The sequence below is a fragment of the Xanthomonas sp. NCPPB 3570 genome, assembly GCF_056725115.1.
In genome coordinates this window covers 1351239-1372347 of sequence record NZ_CM161513.1, presented here as the reverse complement: position 1 = coordinate 1372347, position 21109 = coordinate 1351239, and the positions used below count along the sequence as shown (strand labels likewise).

The window sequence follows — 21109 nt, the reverse complement described above, 5'->3', positions numbered from 1 at the left end:
CGGTCGATGGGCACTGCCGCCATGCGCCGCGCAAGGGCGGGCATGTACGCGCGAACGCCGGGCATCTGCATTGCACGCATCGTCGGCATACGACTGCTAGGGCGCGCATCGCCGTGGCTGACTCCGCACCCGCAGCACCTCCCCCACCAGCGGCAGCGCCTTCCTGAACACTGTCCAGCGCCACGGCCCCGCCTTGACGCAGGCTGCATGCGCGCCCGCCTAGGCTGCGCCGCGTCACCCACCCGTGGACGGAGAAGCCGCATGAACAAGACCCCGATCGTCGCCCTGCTGGGCGCCCTCGCACTGGCCGGCTGCCAGGGTCCCGAATCGCAGCAGGCGCAACGCGACGCCAAGGTCGCCGCCGAGCAGACCGGCGAAGCCGCCAAGGAAGCCGCCGGCCAGGTCGCGCAGGCCGGGCGCGAAGTGGCCGCCGACGCACGCGACGCCGCGCACCGCGCCGCCAACTCCGATGCGGTACAGGATGCCTCGGCCGCGGCCAAGGAAATGGCGGCCGATGCCAGCGAGGCCACCGCCCAGGCCGCGCAGAAGGTCGCCGACAAGGCCCGCGAGAACGCCAACGAAGATCCGCACAACGGCGACCGCGAGCACCGCTGAGTTACCGCCGCCCCCGCCTGTGCGGGGGCGGCAGCTGCGGCGCGGCGCGTGCCGCGGCGCACCGGTAGAGGAGGTCTTTTTTTGTGACGCCGGTCCAAGGCGTTTGCGCCGTCACAGTAGACTTTTGCGATGCCGATCCTTCTTCGCGTGCGGGCCAGGACCCGCCTAGCCCTCCTGTTCTCCGCTGCGGTTTTCGTGCTGATCGGCTTCGGTGTCTTCTCAGGCGCGCAGCGCTCGATCTCCGATGCCGAACGCGTCGCCCATACCCACGAGGTCCTGCGCAACATCGACGAGGTGCAAGCCACCTTGCTGATGACCGAGTCCTCGCTGCGTGGCTACGAACTGACCAACAACCAAGCCTTCCTGACCCTCTATTACGACAGTGCCGAGCGCGTGCCACGGCAACTGGCGCAACTGCGCAAGCTGGTCTCCGACAATCCCGTCCAGGTCGCCAATGTGCAGACGCTGGAGCGACTGATGAACACGCGCCTGACGCAGATGCGGCAGATGCTGGCGGTATATCAGCGCGATGGCCTGGAAGCGTTGCAGCGGGCGATGGCGCCGAACGTGTATCAGAGTTCCAGCGCGATCCGCGATCAGGTGCAGCAGATGATCGACGTGGAGCAGCAATTGCTGCAGCGCCGCGACCTGTCCAACCAGCGCAGTTCGGACATGCTGCTGGCGCTGGCCCTGGCCGGCATCCCGTTCGGCCTGGGCAGCGTCGGCGTGGTCTACGCGCTGCTGTTCCGCGAACTGCGCAACCGCAGCAACGCCGAACAGGCCGCCTCGGTCGCCAACGAGAAAATGGAAGCCAGCATCACCGAGCTGGAGCGCACCAGTGCCGACCTCAACGCGCTCAGCCGCTATACCGGCCTGCTGCAGAGCTGCGTGGAGCCGGCCGAGGCACTGACCGTGACCGCACGCCTGCTCGCCGCGCTGATGCCCGACACCGGCGGCAGCGTCTACCTGCTGCGCGCCTCGCGCGACCGCGCCGAGGAGATCGTCAGTTGGGGCGAGCCTCCGGTCGGCAGCGAGCCGGCGGTGGCGCCGCAGGACTGCTGGGCCTTGCGTCGCGACAAGAGCCATTTCGTGCATGCGCAGGGCCACGACTCGGCCTGCGCGCATCTGCGCGAGGATCCCTACGCCGCCGGTGCCAGCACCGCCTGCATTCCGCTGTCCGCGCAGGGCACGCAATTGGGCTTCGTGTTCCTGGCCGGGCGCGGCACCGGTCCGCTGCCGCGCATCGCCATCGCCGAGGCCGCCGCCGAGCAGTTGTCGCTGGCGTTGAGCAACCTGCGCCTGCGCGAGTCGCTGCGCCTGCAGTCGATCCGCGACCCGCTCACCGGCCTGTTCAACCGGCGCTACCTGGAAGAATCGCTCAACCACGAACTGGCCCGCTGCGGACGCCGGCAGATGCCGCTGTCGCTGCTGATGCTGGACGTGGACCACTTCAAGCAGTTCAACGACCTGCACGGCCACGGCGGCGGCGACGCCCTGCTGGCTGCGGTCGGGCAGATGCTGTCGACGCGGCTGCGCGGCGAGGACATCGCCTGCCGCTATGGCGGCGAGGAGTTCACGGTGATCCTGCCGGAGACCGGGCCGGAACAGGCGCAGGCCATCGCCGAACAGATCCGCAGCGCCGCCCAGCAATTGAGCGCGACCGTGGACGGCAAGGCGCTGCCGGCGGTGACCATGTCGATCGGCGTGGCCAGCTATGCGCGCGACGGCGTGGTCGCCACCACCCTGCTGCGCAAGGCCGATGCGGCGCTGTACCGGGCCAAGCGCTGCGGCCGCAACCAGGTACAGGCCTACGACCCGGCCCTGGACGGCATGGGCTGAACCGGCGGCGGTCGCGGTCGGCCCACCGTTTTGAAGAAAGCGTCACAAAACCGACGCGATAGAGCGGCGATAGTCGCGCTTCCCCCGACTGGAGACGACAGCCCATGTCCATCTGGAAAGACCAGGGCCCCGTGCGCAAGGATGGCCTGCCGCCCGTTCCCGGTAACGGCGCGTTGCCGCCGGAGCCGCGCTCGCCGGGCGATGTCGCCCCGGGCGAGCCGCTCGCCGCGGTCGCAGCCGCCGCCCCTGCCGCCCGCGCTCCTGCGCCGACACCCACCGCGAAGGAATCGCTGATCGCCGCCGACATCAGCATCGAGGGCAAGATCGAGGGCACCGGGCACATCCGCATTGCCGGCAAGTTCAAGGGCGACGTCAACGTGCAGGGCGACCTCACCATCGAGACCGGCGCCAAGCTCAGCGGCGGCGTGCGCGCCGACAAGGTGGTCATCGCCGGCGAGCTGGAGGGCAACATCGAGTCGGCCTCGCGGGTGGAACTGCTCGCCTCCGGCGCACTGATCGGCGACGTCAAGGCCGGCTCGCTGACCGTGGCCGCCGGCTCGCGCATGCGCGGCCAGGCCGACTTCGGCTGGGACGACGACAAGCATGCCCGCAAGGGCGGCAAGCCCACGGAGTCCGACGCCGGCGCATGAGCAGCCCGCGTCCCGGCAGTCCAGGGGCGACCCGGACCTGCCCGCACTGCAAGGCCACCATCCTGGAAAGCGCCAGCGTCTGCCCGGCGTGCAAGCATCATCTGCGCTTCGATTCGGCGGTGCTGCAGCAGTCGGCGCCGTCGGCGCTGGTGCCGCTGCGGGTGGAGGGCAGCATCCGCCATCCGGACGACGGCAGCGCGTGGGAATACACCGTGTTGGTGAGCATCCGCAACGGCCGCGGCGAGGAAATCAAGCGCCAACTGGTCGGCGTCGGCGCCATGCTCGACGGCGAGGAACGCAGCTTCACGCTATCCGTGGAGGCGACGCCGGTGCGTGGGGGGAAGCGCGGGAGGCATTAGCGGCTGTGGCGCGGGGATTCGGGATTCGGGATTCGGGAGTCGCAAGAGCCTAGCCCCTCTCCCATCGGGAGAGGGGTTGGGGTGAGGGTAAGGTTGCGCGACGCCGGTGATCGCTGCACTTGCTGCGTGACTAGGCTGGCGGCCGCACCCTCATCCGCCCCTTCGGGGCACCTTCTCCCGGAGGGAGAAGGAAACGCCGGCTAGCTTTTCCACATGTCGAGGGCGCTGGTCTCCATAGCGCAGCCCAAGGCATCGCAGAAGCTGAGCCCCTCTCCCCTCGGGAGAGGGGTTGGGGTGAGGGTACGGTCGCGCGACGCCGCTGATCGCTGCACTTGCCGCCTGGTTACGCTGGCAGCCGTACCCTCATCCGCCCCTTCGGGGCACCTTCTCCCGATGGGAGAAGGAAGTGCCGGCTGACTTTTCCACATGCGGAGGGCGCGCTGGCCTCCATAGCGCATCCATGGCATCGCAGAAGCTGAGCCCCTCTCCCACCGGGAGAGGGGTTGGGGTGAGGGTACGGTCGCGCGACGCCGGTGATCGCTGCACTTGCTGCCTGGCTACATTGGCGGCCGCACCCTCATCCGCCCCTTCGGGGCACCTTCTCCCGATGGGAGAAGGGAGAAGGAAGTGGCGGCCCACTCATTTCCCACTTGGCGACGGCGCGGTGGGTCGCCATGGCGCAGGCCTACGGCAACGCGCGCACCAGCAGTTCCTCGACCGGCACACCCGGCTCCAGCGTGCCGAACGCCAGGCCATGCGCGTCGGCCAGGCGGCTGCGCACGAACGCGCCAGCAGCCGGGCTGGCGCTGCGCAGCAGGAGTGCGGCCTGCAAGGCCAGTGCGATGCGTTCGGCCAGGCGCCGTGCGCCGTACTCGTCCACCTCGGTGTGGCCGGCCAGCAGCGCGCGCAGTGCGTCCAGCGCCGCGTCGTACGCTGGGTCGCTGCCGGCCGCCGTCTGCAGTTCCGCCAGCACCGCGGCGCCGGTGGACGGTTCGCGCGCCAGCGCACGCAACACGTCCAGGCACTGGATGTTGCCGCTGCCCTCCCAGATGGAATTCAGCGGCGCCTGCCGGTACAGCCGCGGCAGGATCGACTCCTCGACGTAGCCGGCGCCGCCCAGGCATTCCTGCGCCTCGTTGACGAAAGCCGGCGCGCGCCTGCACAGCCAGTACTTGCCCAATGCGGTGGCGATGCGCGCGAACGCCGCCTCCGACGCGTCGGTGTCGGCCGCGTCCACCGCGCGCGCCACGCGCAGCGCGAACGCGGTGGCGGCTTCCGATTCCAGGGCCAGATCGGCGAGCAGGTTGCGCATCAGCGGCTGCTCGGCCAGGCGTTTGCCGAATGCGACGCGATGCCGCGCGTGGTGCAGCGCCTGCGCCAGCGCCATGCGCATCTGCGCGGCGGCGGCGAGCATGCAGTCGAGCCGGGTCAGCATCACCATGCCGATGATCCGCGCCACCCCGCGCCCTTCCTCGCCGACCCGCTGCGCCCAGGCCCCGGCGAACTCGACTTCGCTGGACGCGTTGGACCAGTCGCCCAGCTTGTCCTTCAGCCGCATCAGCCGCAGCGCGTTGAGCTGGCCATCGGGCAGGCGCCGCGGCAGCAGGAAGCAGGTCAGGCCGCCCGGCGCCTGCGCCAGCACCAGGAAGCCGTCGGACATCGGCGCGGAGAAGAACCACTTGTGCCCGACCAGGCTGTACGCGCCGGCACCGTCCAGCGGCGTGGCGACGGTGGCGTTGCGGCGCACGTCCGAGCCGCCCTGCTTCTCGGTCATGCCCATGCCCAGGGTGATGCCGGCCTTGTCGGCGATCGGCACATCGCGCGGGTCGTAGTGCGGCGCGGCGGCCTTGTCGGCCCACTCGCGCAAGGCCGGGTCCTGGCGCAGCACTGCCACCGCGGCGTGGGTCATGGTCAGCGGGCAACTGGTGCCGGCCTCGGCCTGGTGGTGCAGGTAGCTCAGCGCCGCGCGCGCCACATGCGCGCCCGGTTGCGGGGCCTGCCAGGACAGCCCGGCCACGCCATGCCGCTTGGCCGCTTCCAGCAACTGGTGATAGGCCGGGTGGAACTCGACCGTGTCGATGCGGTGGCCGTAGCGGTCGTGCGTGCGCAGCCGCGGACGGTCGCGGTTGGCGTCGAAGCCGAGCCGATACAGCGCATCGCCGGCCAGCGCGCCGTAGTGCGCCAGCGTCGCGGCGAAGCCGTCGGCGCCCTCGCGTGCGATGGCCTCGCGCAGCACCGCGTCGTCGGCCCACAGATCGCGCGGTTCGAACGGTGGCGGCTGGTTGTCGACCGTATGCGTGGCGAACGCCGGCAGGTCCGTGTGCATGCATCTCCCTCCCAGAAGCGCTGCACGCATTGTGGCCGATCCGTCGCGCGGCCGCGAACGCGCGTGGCGGATTCTCATCTCCTGCACACCGGCTTGGACACAGTGGCGCCCATGCCGAATGCCGCTTCCCAGGACCTGGTGGTGCTGCGCCCGGAAGGGCTGTACTGCCCCGCCGGCGACTTCCATATCGATCCCTGGCGGCCGGTGCCGCGCGCGGTCATCACCCACGGCCACGGCGACCACGCGCGCTCGGGCATGGGCGAATACCACTGCGCCGCCGCCGGCCTGCCGATCCTGCGCTGGCGCCTGGGCGAGCAGGCCTATCGCGCCTACGACTACGGCACCCGCTTCACGCTCGGCCGCGCGCAAGTGTCGCTGCATCCGGCCGGGCACGTGCTCGGCTCGGCGCAGGTACGCATCGAAGTGGATGGCGAGGTCTGGGTCGCCTCGGGCGACTACAAGCGCCAGCCCGATCCGACCTGCGCGCCGTTCGAGGTGGTGCGCTGCGACACCTTCATCACCGAGGCCACCTTCGCCCTGCCGGTGTACCGCTGGCCGGACACCAGCGAGGTGGCGCGCGAGATCGTCGCCTGGCGCCGCGAGTGCGGCGCGCGCGGCGAAGCCGCGGTGCTGTTCTGTTATGCGCTAGGCAAGGCGCAGCGCGTGCTCGCCGAACTGCAGCCCTGGGACGACCAGCCGGCGCTGCTGCACGGCGCGGTGGCGGCCGGCGTGGCCGTGTACCGCGAGGCCGGCGTGGCGATGCTGGACACGCGCACCGTGTCCGAACTGGACAAGCGCGCCGACTACGCCGGGCAGCTGGTGCTGGCGCCGCCGTCGGCCGCCGGCAGTCCGTGGCTGCGCCGCTTCCGCCATGCGCAGCTTGGCTTCGCCTCGGGCTGGATGCGATTGCGCGGCAACCGCCGCCGGCGCAACTACGACCGCGGCTTCGTGGTCTCCGACCATGCCGACTGGCCCGACCTGCTGCGCACCATCGACGAGACCGGCGCGCGGCGCGTGATTGCGACCCACGGCAACACCGACGCGATCATCCGCGCGCTCAACGAACGCGGCGTCGCCGCCGAGGCGTTCCGCACCGACTACGGTGGCGAGGAATGAAACGCTTCGCCGCGCTGTACCGGCAACTGGACCAGAGCACCGCGACGCTGGACAAGCGCGCCGCGCTGGTGGCGTATTTCGAGCAGGCGCCACCCGCCGACGCGGCCTGGGCGATCTGGCTGCTCAGCGGCGGCAAACTGCGGCGTATCGCCAACACCCGCGAACTGCGCGAGTGGATCGCACAGGAAAGCGGCCTGCCCGGCTGGCTGGTGGACGACAGCTACGACCACGTCGGCGATCTGGCGGAAACCCTGACCCTGCTGCTCGACGATCCGGCGGAAACCCCGGACCCGGCACCGCTGCGCGACTGGATCGAGGAGCGCCTGTTGCCGGTGGCTGCGCAGGACGACGCCGCGCGCCGCGCCGCGGTGGTGGCGGGCTGGCGCAGCCTGGCCTTCGACGAGCGCCTGCTGTTCAACAAGCTGCTGACCGGCGCGCTGCGCGTGGGCGTGTCGCAGCGGCTGGTGCAGCAGGCGCTGGCAGCGATGTCCGGAATCGACATCGCACGCATCGCCCAGCGCATGCTCGGCGCCTGGTCGCCGACGCCGCAGGCGCTGGAGCAACTGCTGTCCGACGAGGTGCTGGCCAGCGACCGCCAGCAGCCCTACCCGTTCTTCCTCGCCTCGCCGCTGGAAGCCGAAGTCGCCACGCTCGGCGCCCTCGACGACTGGCTGCTGGAGTGGAAATGGGACGGCATCCGCCTGCAACTGATCCGCCGCGACGGCGAGGTAGCGCTGTGGTCGCGTGGCGAGGAACGCCTGGACGGGCGCTTCCCGGAAATCGAAGCCGCCGCGGCGACGCTGCCACGCGATGCGGTAATCGACGGCGAATTGCTGGCGTGGCGCGCGGGCGAGGACGCGCCGCTGCCGTTCACCGCGCTGCAGACCCGCATCCAGCGCCGCAAGCCCGGCGCCAAGACCCTGGCCGACACGCCGGCGCGCGTGCTCGCCTACGATCTTCTGGAACTGGACGGCCACGACCTGCGCGAGCAGCCGCTGCAGCAGCGTCGCGCGCAACTGCAGGCCTTGCTGGAAGCGCACGCCGACCCGCGCCTGACGCTGTCGCCACAGGTGCAGGCGACGACGTGGGAGCAGGCGGCAACGCTGCGCGAGGATGCGCGCGTGCGCGGCGTGGAAGGCCTGATGCTCAAGCGTGCGACGTCGCCCTACCAGTCCGGCCGCCGTCGCGGCGACTGGTGGAAATGGAAGGTGGCGCCGCTGACCATCGACGCGGTGCTGCTGTATGCGCAGGCCGGCCATGGCCGGCGCAGCACGCTATACACCGACTACACCTTCGGCCTGTGGGACGGCGAGCAACTGGTGCCGGTGGCCAAGGCGTACTCCGGCCTGGACGACAGCGAGATCCTGGCGCTGGACCGCTGGATCCGTGCGCACACCACCGAGCGCTTCGGCCCGGTGCGCGCGGTGACGCCGTATCACGTGTTCGAGCTCGGCTTCGAGGCGGTGAATCGCAGCAGCCGGCACAAGTCCGGCATCGCCGTGCGCTTCCCGCGCATCCTGCGCTGGCGCCACGACAAGCCGTTCGCCGAGGCCGACCGCTTGAGCACGCTGCAGGCGTTGGCGCGATGAGCGCAGCGGCGGCGCGGCGGCGCCCGGCCGATGCGCCGCTGTACGCCTGGTTCGCGCAGCAGGGCTGGCAACCACTGCCGTTCCAACGCGCGTTGTGGGGACATTACCTGGACGGCGGCTCGGGGCTGCTGCACACGCCCACCGGCAGCGGCAAGACCTTGGCCGCATTCGGCGGCCCGTTGTTGGAGGGCCTGCGTGCGCAGGCCGCGGCGCAGGCGGCCGCCGCCAGACACAAGCCCGCCCGCGGCGACGGCGCCAGCGCGACTGCCAAGACCGCCTCGCCGCCGCGCACGCGCCGGCAGGCGCAGCGCGACCTCAAGGTGCTGTGGATCACGCCGTTGCGCGCGCTCGCCGCCGACACCGTGCGCGCGTTGCGCGAACCGGCGCAGGCGCTGGGCCTGGACTGGCAGATCGGCCTGCGCACCGGCGATGCCAGTGCGCGCGACAAGCGGCTGGCACGCAGCGGCAAGCTCGACGTGCTGGTGACCACGCCCGAATCGCTGGCGCTGCTGCTGTCCTATCCCGATACCGCACCGCAACTGGCCACGCTGCGCTGCGTGATCGTCGACGAGTGGCACGAACTGCTCGGCAACAAGCGCGGCGTGCTGCTGCAGCTGTGCCTGGCGCGGCTGCGCGGCTGGGCGCCGGCGCTGCGCACCTGGGGCCTGTCGGCCACGCTCGGCAACCTCGACGAGGCGCGCGACGTGCTGCTGCCGCACCTGCCGCAGGCGCCGATCGTGGCCGGGGTCAAGCCGCGCACGCTGACCCTGGAGACGCTGGCGCCGGCGGTCGGCGAACGCTTTCCCTGGGCCGGCCACCTGGGCCTGGCGCAGCTGCCGCGGGTGCTTGAGAAGCTTTTCGCGGTGCGCACCAGCCTGTTGTTCACCAACACCCGCGCGCAGGCCGAGCTGTGGCACCAGGCGCTGACCTCGGTGTGGCCGGAAGAGGCGCACACGCTGGCGCTGCACCACGGTTCGCTGGATCCGGCGCTGCGCAGCGCCGCCGAGCAGGGGCTGCGCGACGGCAGCCTGCGCTGCGTGGTGGCGACCTCGAGCCTGGACCTGGGTGTGGACTTCCCCGCGGTCGACCAGGTGCTGCAGGTCGGCAGCCCCAAGGGCGTGGCGCGGCTGTTGCAGCGCGCCGGCCGCGCCAAGCATCGCCCCGGCGAGGCCGGCCACGTGCTGTGCGTGCCCTCGCACGCGCTGGAACTGGTCGAATACGCCGCGGCGCGCCGCGCCATCGCCCATGGCCGCATCGAATCGCGGCCCTCGCCGCGGCTGTCGCTGGACGTGCTGGCGCAGCACTGCATCACCTGCGCGCTGGGCGGCGGCTTCGACGCCGACGCGCTGTACGCCGAAGTGCGCGGCACCGCCGCCTTCGCCGCGCTGGATGCGCCGACCTGGCAGGCGGTGCTGGAGTTCGTCGTGCAGGGCGGACGCGCGCTGGCGCAGTACCCCGACTACCGCAAGGTGGTGCTGGACGCGGACGGCCTGTACCGCGTGCACGACCGCCGCATCGCCCTGCGCCATCGCCTGTCGATCGGCACCATCACCAGCGACGGCAGCGTCGCGGTGCGCTTCCTGCGCGGCGGCCGGCTCGGCGCGGTGGAGGAGCAGTTCGTCGGCCGCCTGCGCCGCGGCGACCGCTTCCAGTTCGCCGGGCGCCTGCTGGAACTGGTGCGGCTGGAAGACATGACCGCCTACGTGCGGCTGGCCAAGGGCGGCGACGGCAGCGTGCCGAAATGGATGGGCGGGCGCATGCCGCTGTCTTCGGAACTGGGCCGCGAGGTGGAAGCGGTGTTCGCCGATCCGCGCGGCGAGGCCGAACTGCGCGCGCTGGCGCCGCTGCTCGGCCTGCAGCGCGCGCTGTCGGCTCTGCCCGCACCGCAGCGATTGCTGGCTGAGCGCGTGCGTGCCCGCGACGGCCAGCACCTGTTCGTGTATCCGTTCGCCGGCCGCCAGGTGCACGAAGGCCTGGCCGCGCTGCTGGCGCTGCGCTGGGGCCGGCGGCAGCGCAATACCTTCAGCTTCGCCGCCAACGACTATGGCTTGGTGCTGTCGCCGGCGGAGGACGTGCCGATCGATGCGGCGCTGCTGCGCGAACTGCTGAGTCCGGCGCAGTTGTTCGAGGATCTGCGCGAGAGCCTCAACCTCGGCGAACTGGCGCGCCGCCAGTTCCGGGAGATCGCCCGTGTCGCCGGCCTGCTACCGCCCAGCCTGCCCGGCCGCCTGCCGCGCAGCCTGCGTCAGTTGCAGGCTTCCAGCGGCCTGCTATACGACGTGCTGAGCCGCTTCGATCCCGAGCACCTGCTATTGGCGCAGGCCGAGCGCGAGGTGTTGCAGGGCCAGATGGAGCTGACCCGGCTCGCCGCTACCCTGGACGACTGCGCCGCGCGCGAACTGGCGCTGCACAGCCCGCGCAGCCTCACCCCGCTGGCGTTCCCGCTGTGGGCCGAGAGCATCCGCGGCCAGCTCAGCACCGAGGACTGGAAGGCGCGGGTGATGCGCGCGGCGGCGCAACTGGAGCAACGTCATGCGCGCTGAACTGGACTGGCTGCTGGCCGGGGAACCGATGCGCCTGCTCGGCGACCGCGCGCTGTACTGGCCGGCGCGGCGGCGGCTGCTGATCGCCGACCTGCACCTGGGCAAGGCCGACGTCTTCCGCCGCGCCGGCATCGGCCTGCCGCGCGGCGGCACCGCGCTCGACCTGGCGCGGCTGTCGGCCCTGCTGCAGGCACAGGATGCGGCGGAACTGTGGATCCTCGGCGACGTGCTGCACGGCGCCGCGCCCGATGCCGACTGGCAACGCCAATGGCATGCGTGGCGCGCGCAGCATCCGCAGCTGTGCGTGGCGGCGATCGCCGGCAACCACGACCGCGCTCTGGCCGGCGCCGGGCTCGACATCGCCCTGCTCGGCACACAGGTGGAGGACGGTCCGTTCGTGCTGCGCCACGATCCGGTGGTGGATGCGCAGCGCCATGTGCTGTGCGGACACTTGCATCCGCTGGCCAAACTGCCGGGCCTTCGCCCGCGCTGGCCGGCGTTCTGGCTGCGCGATGGCATGACCGTGCTGCCGGCGTTCTCGCACTTCACCGCCGGCGTCACCCCGGTCCTGGCGCCGGGCGAGCGCCTGGTCGCCTGCGTCGAGGGCGCGGCCTTCGCTCTTCCAGTGGCGACGGCGTAGATCGGGCGCGGTGGCACCTGGTCGTGACTGCAACCGACGTGGCCGGTGCGCTGCCGTGCTGTGGGAGGGACTTCAGTCCCGACGCGACCAACTGAAGGGTGTCGGGGCTAAAGCCCCTCCCACACAAGATTGGCGAATCGCGGCGCGACGGTGTTGCAAGTGCAAACACGGAACAACCGCGGAACCACGGATGCCCTGCCATCTGTCGTAGGAGCGGCTTCAGCCGCGACCGGGCGTTCCCGGGAAAGCCCGGTCGCGGCTGAAGCCGCTCCTACGACACAACGGCACCATCGCCGTCGGACCGCGCTCGCTGCGTTGCGCTCTGCACGCGCAACCAAGCAACGAATCGCCGCAGCGTGCGTCCAACCGCGTCCGCGATCTCGCCGCCTACGGCAGCGCCACGCGCCGCGCCATCGCCTCCTGCAACGCCGCGAAAAACTCCGGCGCCAGCGGCAGCTTGCCGAACCAGCCGTGCTGGGTGCCGCTGAGCACGCGCAGCATGTGTCCACGGCCACCCGGCATGCGCCCGGCCGGCAGCATCCCCACGTCGCGCAGCCGCGCCACCAGGTCGCGCTCGGACTGGAACAGCGGGGTCAACCAGCGACTCCAGAACTGGTAAACCGCCACGTGCGCCTGGCGCTGCGCCTGGTAGCGCGCCAGTGCCGCGTCGATGTCCGGCGCGGTGCGCAGGCTCTCGCTCAGCGCCCAGGCGTCCATCAGCGCCATGTTGACGCCCTGCCCCAGCTGCGGACTCATCGCATGTGCGGCATCGCCGGCCAGGACCAGGCGGCCGCGGTACCAGTGCCGCTGCACCGCATCGCGGTAGCTGGCCCGCGCCAGTTGCGCGGGTGCGTCGATCTGCGCCAGGCGTTCGCGCGCCTGCGGCCACAGCTGCGCGATCTCCTCCAGCCACGGCTGCATGCCGCGCGCCTGCCAGGCCTCGAAGTCGGCGGTCGGCAGGCTCCAGAAGAAACTCACCCGCGGCTCGGCATCGCCCGGGCGCGTGCCCACCGGCAGCAGGCCGATCATCTTGCGCGCGGCCACGTAGCGCTGACGCAGTTCGTCGGCGAAGGCCCAGTCGCCGCGCGGCAGCAGGCACCACAACGCGCCCCACGGATACACCCGGTCCAGCCGCGTCGCCTGCACCTGCGCGCGCAGCGTCGAGGCCGAGCCATCGCAGGCGATCACCAGGTCGAATGGCCCGTGCCAGCGGCTGTGCTGGTCCTGCACCCGGCGCAGCGTGTCGTCGATGGCGACGATGCGCGTATCGCGCTGCAAGGTGGCGTAGCCGTCCCAGGCCTGGGCCAGCAGGGCGAACAAGGCGCCGCGCTGCATGCCCAGCCCGAACAGGCGCGCGTCCAGGTCGCGATAGCGCATGTCCATCACCGCGCGTCCGCACGGCGTCTCGCCGTACAGGCGGTGCACCGGCGCGCCGTAGGCCAGCGCCTGCTCGAGCAGGCCGATCCGCCACAGCACCTGCAGGCCTGTCGGCTGCAGCAGGAAGCCGGCACCGACCGGCCCCGGCTCGGCGGCGCGCTCGAACACCTGCACGCGGTGCCCGTCGCGCGCCAGCAGCAGCGCCAGCGCCTGGCCCGCGGTGCCGTAACCGACGATCCCGATCTGCAGTCCTTGCTTCATTGCATCCACTGTCTGCGAACGCCGCCACGGCGGCGACGTCTCCCACAAAAAACCCCGCCGAAGCGGGGTTCAAGGCACAACCGAGTCAACGCGAGCGCTTACTCGACCGGCGTGATATTCGAGGCTTGCGCGCCCTTCGGACCCTGGGTCACGTCGTAGCTGACACGCTGTCCTTCCTGCAGGCTGCGGAAGCCCTTGGAGTTGATCGCGGAGAAGTGCGCGAACACATCGGCGCTACCGTCTTCCGGAGAAATAAAACCAAATCCCTTGGCGTCGTTGAACCACTTGACGGTACCGTTCGGCATGGTGATGCGAGACCTTTTGCAGTGAATGGGTGGTGGTTGTGCGGCAGCCGCACCGGCGGAGTATGCAAAGCTTGCGCAGCGAAGACAATCACCCGCGCGCCAGTTCCCCCACCAGCTCCGGCAGGCCGACCGAGGCCGCCTCGACGTTGGCCAGCACCTCGGCCAGGGTGATCTCCTCGGCGTCGCCGCAGCCGGCCGCCCAGTTCGCCACGATCGCCAGGCAGGCGTATTCCAGGCCCAGCTCGCGCGCCAGCCCGGCCTCGGGCATGCCGGTCATGCCGACCAGGTCGCAGCCGTCGCGGCGCAGCCGCGCGATCTCGGCAATGGTTTCCAGGCGCGGGCCCTGGGTGGCGGCATAGCAACCGCCATCGACCAGAGCGGTGCCGGTGACGCGCGCGGCGGCCAGGATCTTGCTGCGCAGCAGCGGCGAATACGGATGGCCGAAATCCACGTGCAGCACCTCGCTGCCCGGCTCCTCGCACAGGGTGGAGATGCGCCCCCAGGTGTAGTCGATGAGCTGATCCGGACAGGCCAGCACGCGCGGGCCGAAGCGCTCGGTGATGCCGCCGACGGTGTTCAGCGCCAGCACCCGCGCAGCGCCGATCTGCTGCAATGCAGCAAGGTTGGCGCGGTAGTTGATCTTGTGCGGCGGCAGCGAGTGGCCTTCGCCGTGGCGGGCCAGGAAGGCGACACGATGGCCGAGCAGCGTGCCGACCCGCACCGGGCCGGAGGGCGCGCCGTAGCGCGTTTCGACCTCGTGGGTCTGCACGTCGTCGAGCTGTGCGAGCTTGTAGACGCCGGTGCCGCCGATGACGGCCAGTGCGATGTTGTCCATGCGGATCCTCGAACGGAAGGGAACGCCTGCGCCGGCGACGCGCGCCGGCAGCGGCAAACGACGGCGGCGGAGGCGAGGCTCGCCTGCCCGCTTACTCCTTCTTCGCGTAGATCGCCGGCAGGTTGCGCAGGGCCTCGTTGACGTCCATGCCGAAGCCGAACACGTAGCGGTCGGGCACCTCGACGCCGATGTAGTCGGCGCTCACCCCCGGCACGCAGCGGTCGTGGCGCTTGACCGTCAGCGCGGCGATGCGCACGTCGGTGGCGCCCTGCTCCAGGCACCACTCGCGCACCGCCTTCAGGGTCAGGCCTTCGTCGAGGATGTCGTCGAGCAGCAGCACGCGGCGGCCGTACAGCGCGGTGGCCGGGCGGTGCTTCCACACCAGCTCGCCGCCGACGGTCTCGCCGCGGTAGCGGGTGGCGTGCAGGTAGTCCAGTTGCAGGTCCTGGCCGCGGCTGCCCAGTTCCAGCGCCAGCTGGCCGGCGAACGGCAGCGCGCCGTGCATGATGGTCAGGTAGACCGGGGTTTCGCCGCGGTAGTCGGCGGCGATGGCGTCGGCCATCTGGGCGATGGCCTGGTCGATGCGCGGGCGATCGACCAGCAGGTCGGCCTGGGCCAGGGCCTGGGCGATGGTGAGAGTGGACATCAGGCGGTTTTTCCGAAGGTGGAGAGGAGATGGGATTGGGCGTGGCCGTAGCGGGCGTCGGCCAGCAGGCCGTCCCAGCCGAGGCCGCCGCGGCCGATCAGGCCGAGCAGCGCAGCGGTGTTGAGCGGGCGGTCGCGCACGGCCTGCAGCGAGTCTTCGACCAGTTCCGGGTGGCAGACCAGCACCACGTCGCAGCCGGCATCCAGGTGCGCGGTGACCCGCGCGGCGACGCCGCCGGCGGCGAACGAAGCGGCCATGCCGATGTCGTCGGAGAACACCACGCCGCGGAAGCCCAGTTCCTGGCGCAGGATCTGCTGGATCCAGCGCGGCGAGTAGCCGGCCGGTTCCGGCGCCACCTGCGGATAGACAACGTGCGCCATCATCACCGCGTCGGCACCGGCGGCGATGCCGGCGGCGAACGGCACCAGGTCTTCCTGGCGCAGGGTCTCCAGCGGGCGCGGGTCCTCGGCGTTGTCGACGTGGGTGTCCTCGAGCACGGTGCCGTGGCCGGGGAAATGCTTGAGGGTGGCGCCCATGCCGACGCTGTGCATGCCGCGCACATAGGCCGCGGCGAACGCCGCGACCACCTGCGGGTCGTCGCTGAAGGCGCGGTCGCCGATGGCGCGGTTGCCGCGGGCCAGGTCCAGCACCGGGGCGAAGCTCAGGTCGACGCCACTGGCGCGCACTTCGCTGGCCATCAACCAGGCGTGCTGCTCGGCCATCTCCAGCGCCGCGGCCGGGTCGCGCGCGTACAGCGCGCCGAAGCCCTGCAACGGCGGCAGCGCGCTGTAGCCCTCGCGGAAGCGCTGCACGCGGCCGCCTTCCTGGTCCACGCAGATCAGCAGCGGCCGCGGCGTCGCGGCGCGGATCGCCGCGCTCAGCTCGCTTACCTGCGCCCGCGAGGCGAAATTGCGTTTGAACAGGACCACGCCGGCCACCGCATCGTGCTGCAGCCAGTCGCGCTCCTGCGCGGTGAGTTCGGTACCGGCAACGCCGATCGCGAGCATGCGGGGGGGTTCCTCCTGCCGGCGCGGTTCAGGCGCCTGTGGGCCGGCATTGTCGCAGATGCCGGCGTCGGCGGCAGGTCGGCCGCCTGTCAGCTGACACGTCACGGTAATGAACGCGTCCGAGTTGAGGCGCGGCGGGGAGCCCAACGTACAGCGTGCGACGTTCTAGACCGCGCAGCCGTCCGGGCCGCAATCGTCGCCCGCCTGGGCGTCAGCGAGCAGGCCGCGCACGGTGGCGGCGAACACCTCCGGCGGCTGCGCGCCCTGCAGCGCCTGGCGGCCGTCGATCACGTAGGTAGGCACGGCGCGGATGCCCATGGCCTGCGCCTGCTGCAATTCCGCCTCGATCTCGTCCAGACCCTCGTCGCCGTCCAGCAGCGCCTGCACCCGCGCCGCCGACAGCCCGCCCGCGGCGCCGGCATCGCACAGCGTCTGCACCTCGGCCAGGTTGCGGCCCTCGGCGAAGTGCGCGTGGAACAGCGCCTCGGCGACCGCGTCGACGTCGCCCTCGCGCGCGGCCAGCCACAGCAGCCGGTGCGCCGGCAGCGTGGTCACCCGCACCTGGCCGCGGCCGAAGTCGAACGGCAGGCCTTCGGCGCGCGCGGTGGCCTGGGTCTGCGCGAGGATCTGCTCGGTGCGCGCCGCACCACCGAACTTGGCCGCATAGGCCTCGCGCAACGGCACCGGCTCGGTACCGGCATCCGGATCCAGCTGATAGGGATGCCAGTGGATCTCCAGTGCCGGCGCCTCCGCGCCCAGCGACGCAAGACCTTGCTGCAACCGGCGCTTGCCGATCCAGCACCAGGGGCAGACCACGTCGGACCAGATATCGATGCGCATGAGCGGGGATTGGGGATTGGAGATTCGGGATTGGCAAAAGCATAAGCCCGATTGCCGCGAGAAGCGGGGATTCGGGATTCGGGATTGGGGAGTGGGGAATCGCAAAAGCGGGCCGCGTGAGGCGTTTGGCTTTACGCTTTTACCAATCCCTAATCCCGAATCACCAATCCCTGCCACTCGCAGAATGGACAGCTCGCCAGCGCCACGTTGTAGTAGCGCGGATCGTCGGTGACTTCGGCGCCGAGCCAGTCCGGCCTGGCGAATGCCTCGTCGGCACTGTCCAGCTCGATCTCGGCGACCACCAGGCCGGCGTTGTCGCCGAGAAACTCGTCCACTTCCCAGAGGTGGCCCTGGTGCTGCACGAGATGCCGGCGCTTGTCGATCAGCCCGCCCACGCACAGCGCCAGCAGCGCGCGCGCATCGTCCAGCGGAATCGAATACTCGAACTCCTGGCGGGTATGCCCGAGCTCGCGCGACTTGAGGTTGAGGAACGCGGCCTCGCCCTGCACCCGCACCCGCACCGACGCCTTCTGCGCCCCACTGGCTAACGCCGCCTGGTCGTTGAGATAGCCCTGCGCCATCGGCATCACCGCATGCGCCGCCGCGCGCCAGCCGTCGCCGGTCACCAGGAATTTACGTTCGATTTCTAAGGGCATGGGATTGGGGAGTGGGGATTCGGTATTGGTTAAAGCATAAGCCAGCGCGCGGAGGCGCCGTTGCAAATCCCCAATCCCCAATCCCGAATCACGGCTTTTCAAACACCGCAATGCTCTCCACATGCGCGGTATGCGGGAACATGTCCATCGCGCCGGCGGCCTTGAGCACGAAGCCCTGTTCGTTGACCAGGTAGCCGGCGTCGCGCGCCAGCGAGCCGGGATGGCAACTGACGTAGACGATGCGCTGGAACTGCTTCAACGGCAGTTGCTGCAGCACCTCCAGCGCGCCGGAACGCGGCGGGTCCAGCAGCAGCTTGTCGAAGCCCTGGCGCATCCACGGCGCCTGGCGCTGGTCCTGGGTCAGGTCGGCGGCGAAGAACTGGGCGTTGTCCAGGCCGTTGCGCTGCGCATTCTCCCGCGCGCGTGCCACCAGCCCGGCGTCGCCCTCCACGCCGACCACCTCGCGCACGGTGCGCGCCAGCGGCAGGGTGAAGTTGCCCAGGCCGCAGAACAGGTCCAGCACCCGGTCGCCGGGTTGCGCGTCGAGCAGCGCCAGCGCGTGCGCGATCATCTTCTCGTTGAGCGCGGCATTGACCTGGATGAAGTCCAGCGGCCGGAACGCCAGTTCCACGTCCCACTGCGGTAGCCGGAACGACAGCGGCACCTCCTGCGGATACAGCGGGTGCACGCTGTCCACGCCACCGGGCTGCAGGAAGATGGCGAAATCGTGCTGCTGCGCGAAGGCGATCAGCGCGTCCTGGTCGCGCGCGCTCAGCGGCTGCATGTGCCGGAAGGTCAGCGCCACCGCGGCGTCGCCGGCGATGAACTCGATCTGCGGGATGTCGCGCTTGCCGTCCAGGCTTTCGACCAGCTCCGCCAGCGCGCTCACCTTGAAGCCGATCTGCGGGATCACCGTATGGCAGACCGACAGGTCGGCGACGAAGCGCGGATCCTGCTCGCGGAAGCCGACCAGGGTCTTGTCCTTCTTCTCCACCCGCCGCACCGAGAAACGGCCCTTGCGCCGGTAGCCCCAGGGCGCGCCGGTCAGCGCCGGCAGCACCGCCTGCGGGGTCACGTGGCCGATGCGCTCCAGGTTCTCGGTCAGCACCCGCTGCTTGGCGACGATCTGCTGGTCCTCGGCCAGGTGCTGCAGCACGCAGCCGGCGCAGACCCCGAAATGCGGGCAGCGCGGCGTTACCCGCTGCGGCGAGGCCTGCAGCACCTGCACGGTGCGCGCCTCGTCGAAGTGGCGGTTGCGCGCGGTCGGTTCGGCCAGGACGGTCTCGCCAGGCAGCGCGCCGGCGACGAAGGCGACCTTGTCGCCCTCGCGGCGGGCCACGCCGCGGCCATCGTGGCTGAGGTCGGCGATGTCGGTCTGGAAGGGCGTGCGGTCGAGACGGTTTCTGGATCGGGCCACGTGGCAACAGGCTGCGGGCGGAAAAGGGCGGCTATTGTCGCAGATGGGCCGGGCCGGGACCGGCTTGCGATTGCCGCGCCGGCGAGGCAAAGTGGCGCACGCACGCGCGCCACCGCGCGGGATGCGACCACGCCGCATGGAGGCTCAGCATGGCATCGACCCAGGACCCGGTAACGCGACTGCTGCTCGTCGAAGACGACCCGATCAGCCGCGCCTTCTTCGACGCGACCCTGCAGGCGCTGCCGGCGCAGGTGGACCTGGCCGACTCCGTCGCCAGCGCCCTCGACCGCGCGCAGACGCAGGCCCACGACCTGTGGCTGATCGACGCCAACCTGCCCGACGGCAGCGGCAGCGACCTGCTGCGCCAGTTGCAGCGGCAGCGCCCCGGCACCCTCGGACTGGCGCACACAGCAGACGCCAGCGGCACCGTTCGCGCGCAGTTGCTCGATGCCGGGTTCGCCGACGTGCTGCTCAAGCCGCTCAGCACCGAACGGCTGCTGCAATCGGTGCGCCGGCTGCTGGCGCGCGGCCAATCCGGCGGCACGCCGGGGACTGCCGAGCCGACCCTGGACTGGGACGAGACCACCGCGCTGGCCGCGCTCAACGGCGAGCGCACGCATCTGATCGCGCTGCGCGAGCTGTTCCTGGCCGAGCTGCCCGGTACCCGCGACGCGGTCGCCTCCGCCCTGCAACTCAGCGACGACCAGGCCGTGCGCAACCACCTGCACCGGCTGCAGGCCAGCTGCGGCTTCGTCGGCGCCGCGCGCCTGGCGCGCGCCGTGCGCCAGTTGCATGGCGACCCGGCCTCCTCGCAGGCCCGCCACCAGTTCAGCGAGGCGGTGGCGGCGTTGTTGCACTGAAAGCCGGGATTGGGGATTCGGGATTCGGGATTGGGGATGCCGATCGGCGTCCGCCTGGGCTGGGGGAGACGCGGCTTCGATAGCGTCCAGCGCGCTCCCGGACGTTGCCAGGGCGGTCTAAGCCGCGGCTGCCCTCGCCCACCTGCCGTCATCGCTTCATGCGAGGGCGATGGTGCGTGATGGCGCGACCGGTGCATCTCCAATCTCCCGTCGGCGCGGCCTCCGCCGCGACAGGCGTTACCGGGAACGGCCATCGCGGCTGAAGCCGCTCTTACAGAGAAACGTGCACTTGGTTGACGTGTGCGGAACCCAGGTCGCCTGGGTGCCCGTCTGGCCGCGGCGCTCGCGACGCCGATCCTGCGCGATCACGACGCCGTGGACGGCGGTACCTTCGCCTCTTCCATCGTGGACTCCGCCATCGCGTCGGACGTGGCATCCGGATCGGCGTCCGGGTCGGGCGTCGCCGCGGGCGCTGCCGTCTCCGGCGCCGCGGTGGCGGCGCTGCGCTGCCGTGCCAGGTCCTCGACCATTTCCCACGACTTCAGGCCGCGGCCGCCGAGGTGATGCAGCAGCACCACGCGCATGCCGCGGCGCAGGCCGGGCAGATCCTCGGCGACCGGTTCGGTGTCGTCGGCCAGGGCCAGCAGCGCGCGGCCGGTGGCCATGCCGCTGCGCTGGTCGTGGCCGCGGTCGCTCAACAACCGGCGCGGTCCGTGTTCGGCGTCGAGCACGTAGCGCGCGGCCGGGTCGATCGGCTCACCGTCGCCGTCGTGGCGCAGGTCGAAGCCCACGCCCAGCGCCTCCAGCAGATCGCGCTCGAAGCAGCGCAGCGACCAGGCCAGCGGCGCCTCGGCCGCCAGCCGTGCGCGCACCCGCGCATAGGCCAGGTACAGGTCCGGCGCAGGGTCGTCGCGCGGGGCCAGGCGCAGGGTCAGTTCGTTGATGTAGAAGCCGGCCAGCATCGCCTCGCCGCTCAGCCGCGGCGCCGCATCCAGCGCCTCGGCCGCGCGCAATTGCGCCAGTTCGCCGCGGCGCTGCGCGCTGAAGCGGATCGACTGCAGCGGCTGCAGCGCCGCGCGCAAGGCCTGCTTCTTCGGTCCCTGCACGCCACGCGCCAACACCCCGAGCCGGCCGTGGTGCACGCTCAGCACCTCCACCAGCAGGCTGGTCTCGCGCCAGGGCCGGGCGTGCAGGACGAAACCGGGTTCGTGCTCGATCAAGGCTGCAG

General features: G+C 71.2%; 19 protein-coding genes. 9 read left to right on the top strand and 10 right to left on the bottom strand.

What is annotated here, in order from left to right:
• Positions 1-261 precede the first annotated feature (261 nt).
• From AC1PLR_RS06130 to AC1PLR_RS06115, 4 genes are all read left to right on the top strand, one after another.
• Positions 262-615, top strand: a complete 354-nt coding sequence (locus tag AC1PLR_RS06130) for a hypothetical protein (RefSeq protein WP_010342297.1) — start codon at positions 262-264, stop codon at positions 613-615.
• Between the two features lie 129 nt (positions 616-744).
• Entirely contained in the window at positions 745-2454 is a 1710-nt protein-coding gene (locus AC1PLR_RS06125; RefSeq protein WP_420007540.1) for a sensor domain-containing diguanylate cyclase, read from the top strand.
• 104 nt (positions 2455-2558) lie between these two features.
• Positions 2559-3104 carry a bactofilin family protein gene (locus AC1PLR_RS06120; protein ID WP_481102995.1) on the top strand — a complete coding sequence of 182 codons (546 nt, stop codon included), beginning with the start codon at positions 2559-2561 and terminating at the stop codon, positions 3102-3104.
• The gene (locus AC1PLR_RS06115) at positions 3101-3463 is read left to right on the top strand and encodes a hypothetical protein (protein ID WP_010342294.1); all 363 of its coding nucleotides are present in this window, start codon (positions 3101-3103) and stop codon (positions 3461-3463) included. Before AC1PLR_RS06120 ends, AC1PLR_RS06115 begins: the two co-directional genes overlap by 4 nt.
• Positions 3464-4148: 685 nt before the next feature.
• On the opposite strand, the gene AC1PLR_RS06110 is transcribed toward AC1PLR_RS06115, so the two are convergent.
• Positions 4149-5804 carry an acyl-CoA dehydrogenase family protein gene (locus AC1PLR_RS06110; protein WP_481103541.1) on the bottom strand — a complete coding sequence of 552 codons (1656 nt, stop codon included), beginning with the start codon at positions 5802-5804 and terminating at the stop codon, positions 4149-4151.
• A 96-nt stretch (positions 5805-5900) separates the two neighbouring features.
• Between AC1PLR_RS06110 and AC1PLR_RS06105 the strand changes: the two genes are divergently transcribed.
• Genes AC1PLR_RS06105 through pdeM form a run of 4 tightly spaced genes read left to right on the top strand, consistent with a single transcriptional unit; the run spans position 5901 to position 11677 of the window.
• Positions 5901-6905 carry a ligase-associated DNA damage response exonuclease gene (locus tag AC1PLR_RS06105; protein ID WP_017910725.1) on the top strand — a complete coding sequence of 335 codons (1005 nt, stop codon included), beginning with the start codon at positions 5901-5903 and terminating at the stop codon, positions 6903-6905.
• A complete protein-coding gene (locus AC1PLR_RS06100; RefSeq protein ID WP_481102994.1) occupies positions 6902-8494 on the top strand; it encodes an ATP-dependent DNA ligase in 1593 nt (530 codons plus the stop codon). The genes AC1PLR_RS06105 and AC1PLR_RS06100 overlap by 4 nt, the downstream gene beginning before the upstream one ends.
• Positions 8491-11037 carry a ligase-associated DNA damage response DEXH box helicase gene (locus AC1PLR_RS06095; RefSeq protein ID WP_481102993.1) on the top strand — a complete coding sequence of 849 codons (2547 nt, stop codon included), beginning with the start codon at positions 8491-8493 and terminating at the stop codon, positions 11035-11037. Before AC1PLR_RS06100 ends, AC1PLR_RS06095 begins: the two co-directional genes overlap by 4 nt.
• Entirely contained in the window at positions 11027-11677 is a 651-nt protein-coding gene (gene pdeM, locus AC1PLR_RS06090) for a ligase-associated DNA damage response endonuclease PdeM (RefSeq protein WP_481102992.1), read from the top strand. The genes AC1PLR_RS06095 and pdeM overlap by 11 nt, the downstream gene beginning before the upstream one ends.
• Before the next feature lie 387 nt (positions 11678-12064).
• On the opposite strand, the gene AC1PLR_RS06085 is transcribed toward pdeM, so the two are convergent.
• The 8 genes from AC1PLR_RS06085 to rlmD form a co-directional block, all read right to left on the bottom strand.
• Positions 12065-13315: an FAD-dependent oxidoreductase gene (locus tag AC1PLR_RS06085; RefSeq protein ID WP_481102991.1), complete on the bottom strand. Its 1251-nt coding sequence runs from the start codon at positions 13313-13315 to the stop codon at positions 12065-12067.
• Positions 13316-13413: 98 nt separating this feature from the next.
• A complete protein-coding gene (gene cspE / locus AC1PLR_RS06080) occupies positions 13414-13620 on the bottom strand; it encodes a transcription antiterminator/RNA stability regulator CspE (protein ID WP_003488188.1) in 207 nt (68 codons plus the stop codon).
• An 88-nt stretch (positions 13621-13708) separates the two neighbouring features.
• Positions 13709-14455: an S-methyl-5'-thioinosine phosphorylase gene (locus AC1PLR_RS06075; protein ID WP_481102990.1), complete on the bottom strand. Its 747-nt coding sequence runs from the start codon at positions 14453-14455 to the stop codon at positions 13709-13711.
• A gap of 91 nt (positions 14456-14546) precedes the next feature.
• Entirely contained in the window at positions 14547-15101 is a 555-nt protein-coding gene (locus AC1PLR_RS06070; RefSeq protein ID WP_481102989.1) for a hypoxanthine-guanine phosphoribosyltransferase, read from the bottom strand.
• Entirely contained in the window at positions 15101-16108 is a 1008-nt protein-coding gene (gene nagZ / locus AC1PLR_RS06065; protein WP_481102988.1) for a beta-N-acetylhexosaminidase, read from the bottom strand. The genes AC1PLR_RS06070 and nagZ overlap by 1 nt, the downstream gene beginning before the upstream one ends.
• Positions 16109-16273: 165 nt before the next feature.
• Positions 16274-16948, bottom strand: a complete 675-nt coding sequence (locus AC1PLR_RS06060) for a DsbA family oxidoreductase (protein WP_481102987.1) — start codon at positions 16946-16948, stop codon at positions 16274-16276.
• A gap of 149 nt (positions 16949-17097) precedes the next feature.
• The gene (locus tag AC1PLR_RS06055) at positions 17098-17604 is read right to left on the bottom strand and encodes a CYTH domain-containing protein (RefSeq protein ID WP_481102986.1); all 507 of its coding nucleotides are present in this window, start codon (positions 17602-17604) and stop codon (positions 17098-17100) included.
• Between the two features lie 88 nt (positions 17605-17692).
• Positions 17693-19021 (bottom strand): 23S rRNA (uracil(1939)-C(5))-methyltransferase RlmD, encoded by a 1329-nt coding sequence (gene rlmD, locus AC1PLR_RS06050; protein WP_481102985.1) that lies wholly within the window; start codon positions 19019-19021, stop codon positions 17693-17695.
• Positions 19022-19170: 149 nt separating this feature from the next.
• Between rlmD and AC1PLR_RS06045 the strand changes: the two genes are divergently transcribed.
• Positions 19171-19881 (top strand): Hpt domain-containing response regulator, encoded by a 711-nt coding sequence (locus AC1PLR_RS06045; protein ID WP_481102984.1) that lies wholly within the window; start codon positions 19171-19173, stop codon positions 19879-19881.
• Positions 19882-20246: 365 nt separating this feature from the next.
• Here the strand turns inward: AC1PLR_RS06045 and recO are convergent, their stop codons facing one another.
• Positions 20247-21101 (bottom strand): DNA repair protein RecO, encoded by an 855-nt coding sequence (gene recO / locus AC1PLR_RS06040; protein ID WP_481102983.1) that lies wholly within the window; start codon positions 21099-21101, stop codon positions 20247-20249.
• Between the last annotated feature and the right edge of the window lie 8 nt (positions 21102-21109).

Excerpts from the sequence above, each read along its gene's own strand:
- AC1PLR_RS06130 (WP_010342297.1), top strand. The coding sequence starts at position 262 with ATGAACAAGACCCCGATCGTCGCCCTGCTGGGCGCCCTCGCACTGGCC.
- AC1PLR_RS06125 (WP_420007540.1), top strand. The coding sequence starts at position 745 with ATGCCGATCCTTCTTCGCGTGCGGGCCAGGACCCGCCTAGCCCTCCTG.
- AC1PLR_RS06120 (WP_481102995.1), top strand. The coding sequence starts at position 2,559 with ATGTCCATCTGGAAAGACCAGGGCCCCGTGCGCAAGGATGGCCTGCCG.
- AC1PLR_RS06115 (WP_010342294.1), top strand. The coding sequence starts at position 3,101 with ATGAGCAGCCCGCGTCCCGGCAGTCCAGGGGCGACCCGGACCTGCCCG.
- AC1PLR_RS06105 (WP_017910725.1), top strand. The coding sequence starts at position 5,901 with ATGCCGAATGCCGCTTCCCAGGACCTGGTGGTGCTGCGCCCGGAAGGG.
- AC1PLR_RS06100 (WP_481102994.1), top strand. The coding sequence starts at position 6,902 with ATGAAACGCTTCGCCGCGCTGTACCGGCAACTGGACCAGAGCACCGCG.
- AC1PLR_RS06095 (WP_481102993.1), top strand. The coding sequence starts at position 8,491 with ATGAGCGCAGCGGCGGCGCGGCGGCGCCCGGCCGATGCGCCGCTGTAC.
- pdeM (WP_481102992.1), top strand. The coding sequence starts at position 11,027 with ATGCGCGCTGAACTGGACTGGCTGCTGGCCGGGGAACCGATGCGCCTG.
- AC1PLR_RS06085 (WP_481102991.1), bottom strand. The coding sequence starts at position 13,315 with ATGAAGCAAGGACTGCAGATCGGGATCGTCGGTTACGGCACCGCGGGC.
- cspE (WP_003488188.1), bottom strand. The coding sequence starts at position 13,620 with ATGCCGAACGGTACCGTCAAGTGGTTCAACGACGCCAAGGGATTTGGT.
- AC1PLR_RS06075 (WP_481102990.1), bottom strand. The coding sequence starts at position 14,455 with ATGGACAACATCGCACTGGCCGTCATCGGCGGCACCGGCGTCTACAAG.
- AC1PLR_RS06070 (WP_481102989.1), bottom strand. The coding sequence starts at position 15,101 with ATGTCCACTCTCACCATCGCCCAGGCCCTGGCCCAGGCCGACCTGCTG.
- nagZ (WP_481102988.1), bottom strand. The coding sequence starts at position 16,108 with ATGCTCGCGATCGGCGTTGCCGGTACCGAACTCACCGCGCAGGAGCGC.
- AC1PLR_RS06060 (WP_481102987.1), bottom strand. The coding sequence starts at position 16,948 with ATGCGCATCGATATCTGGTCCGACGTGGTCTGCCCCTGGTGCTGGATC.
- AC1PLR_RS06055 (WP_481102986.1), bottom strand. The coding sequence starts at position 17,604 with ATGCCCTTAGAAATCGAACGTAAATTCCTGGTGACCGGCGACGGCTGG.
- AC1PLR_RS06045 (WP_481102984.1), top strand. The coding sequence starts at position 19,171 with ATGGCATCGACCCAGGACCCGGTAACGCGACTGCTGCTCGTCGAAGAC.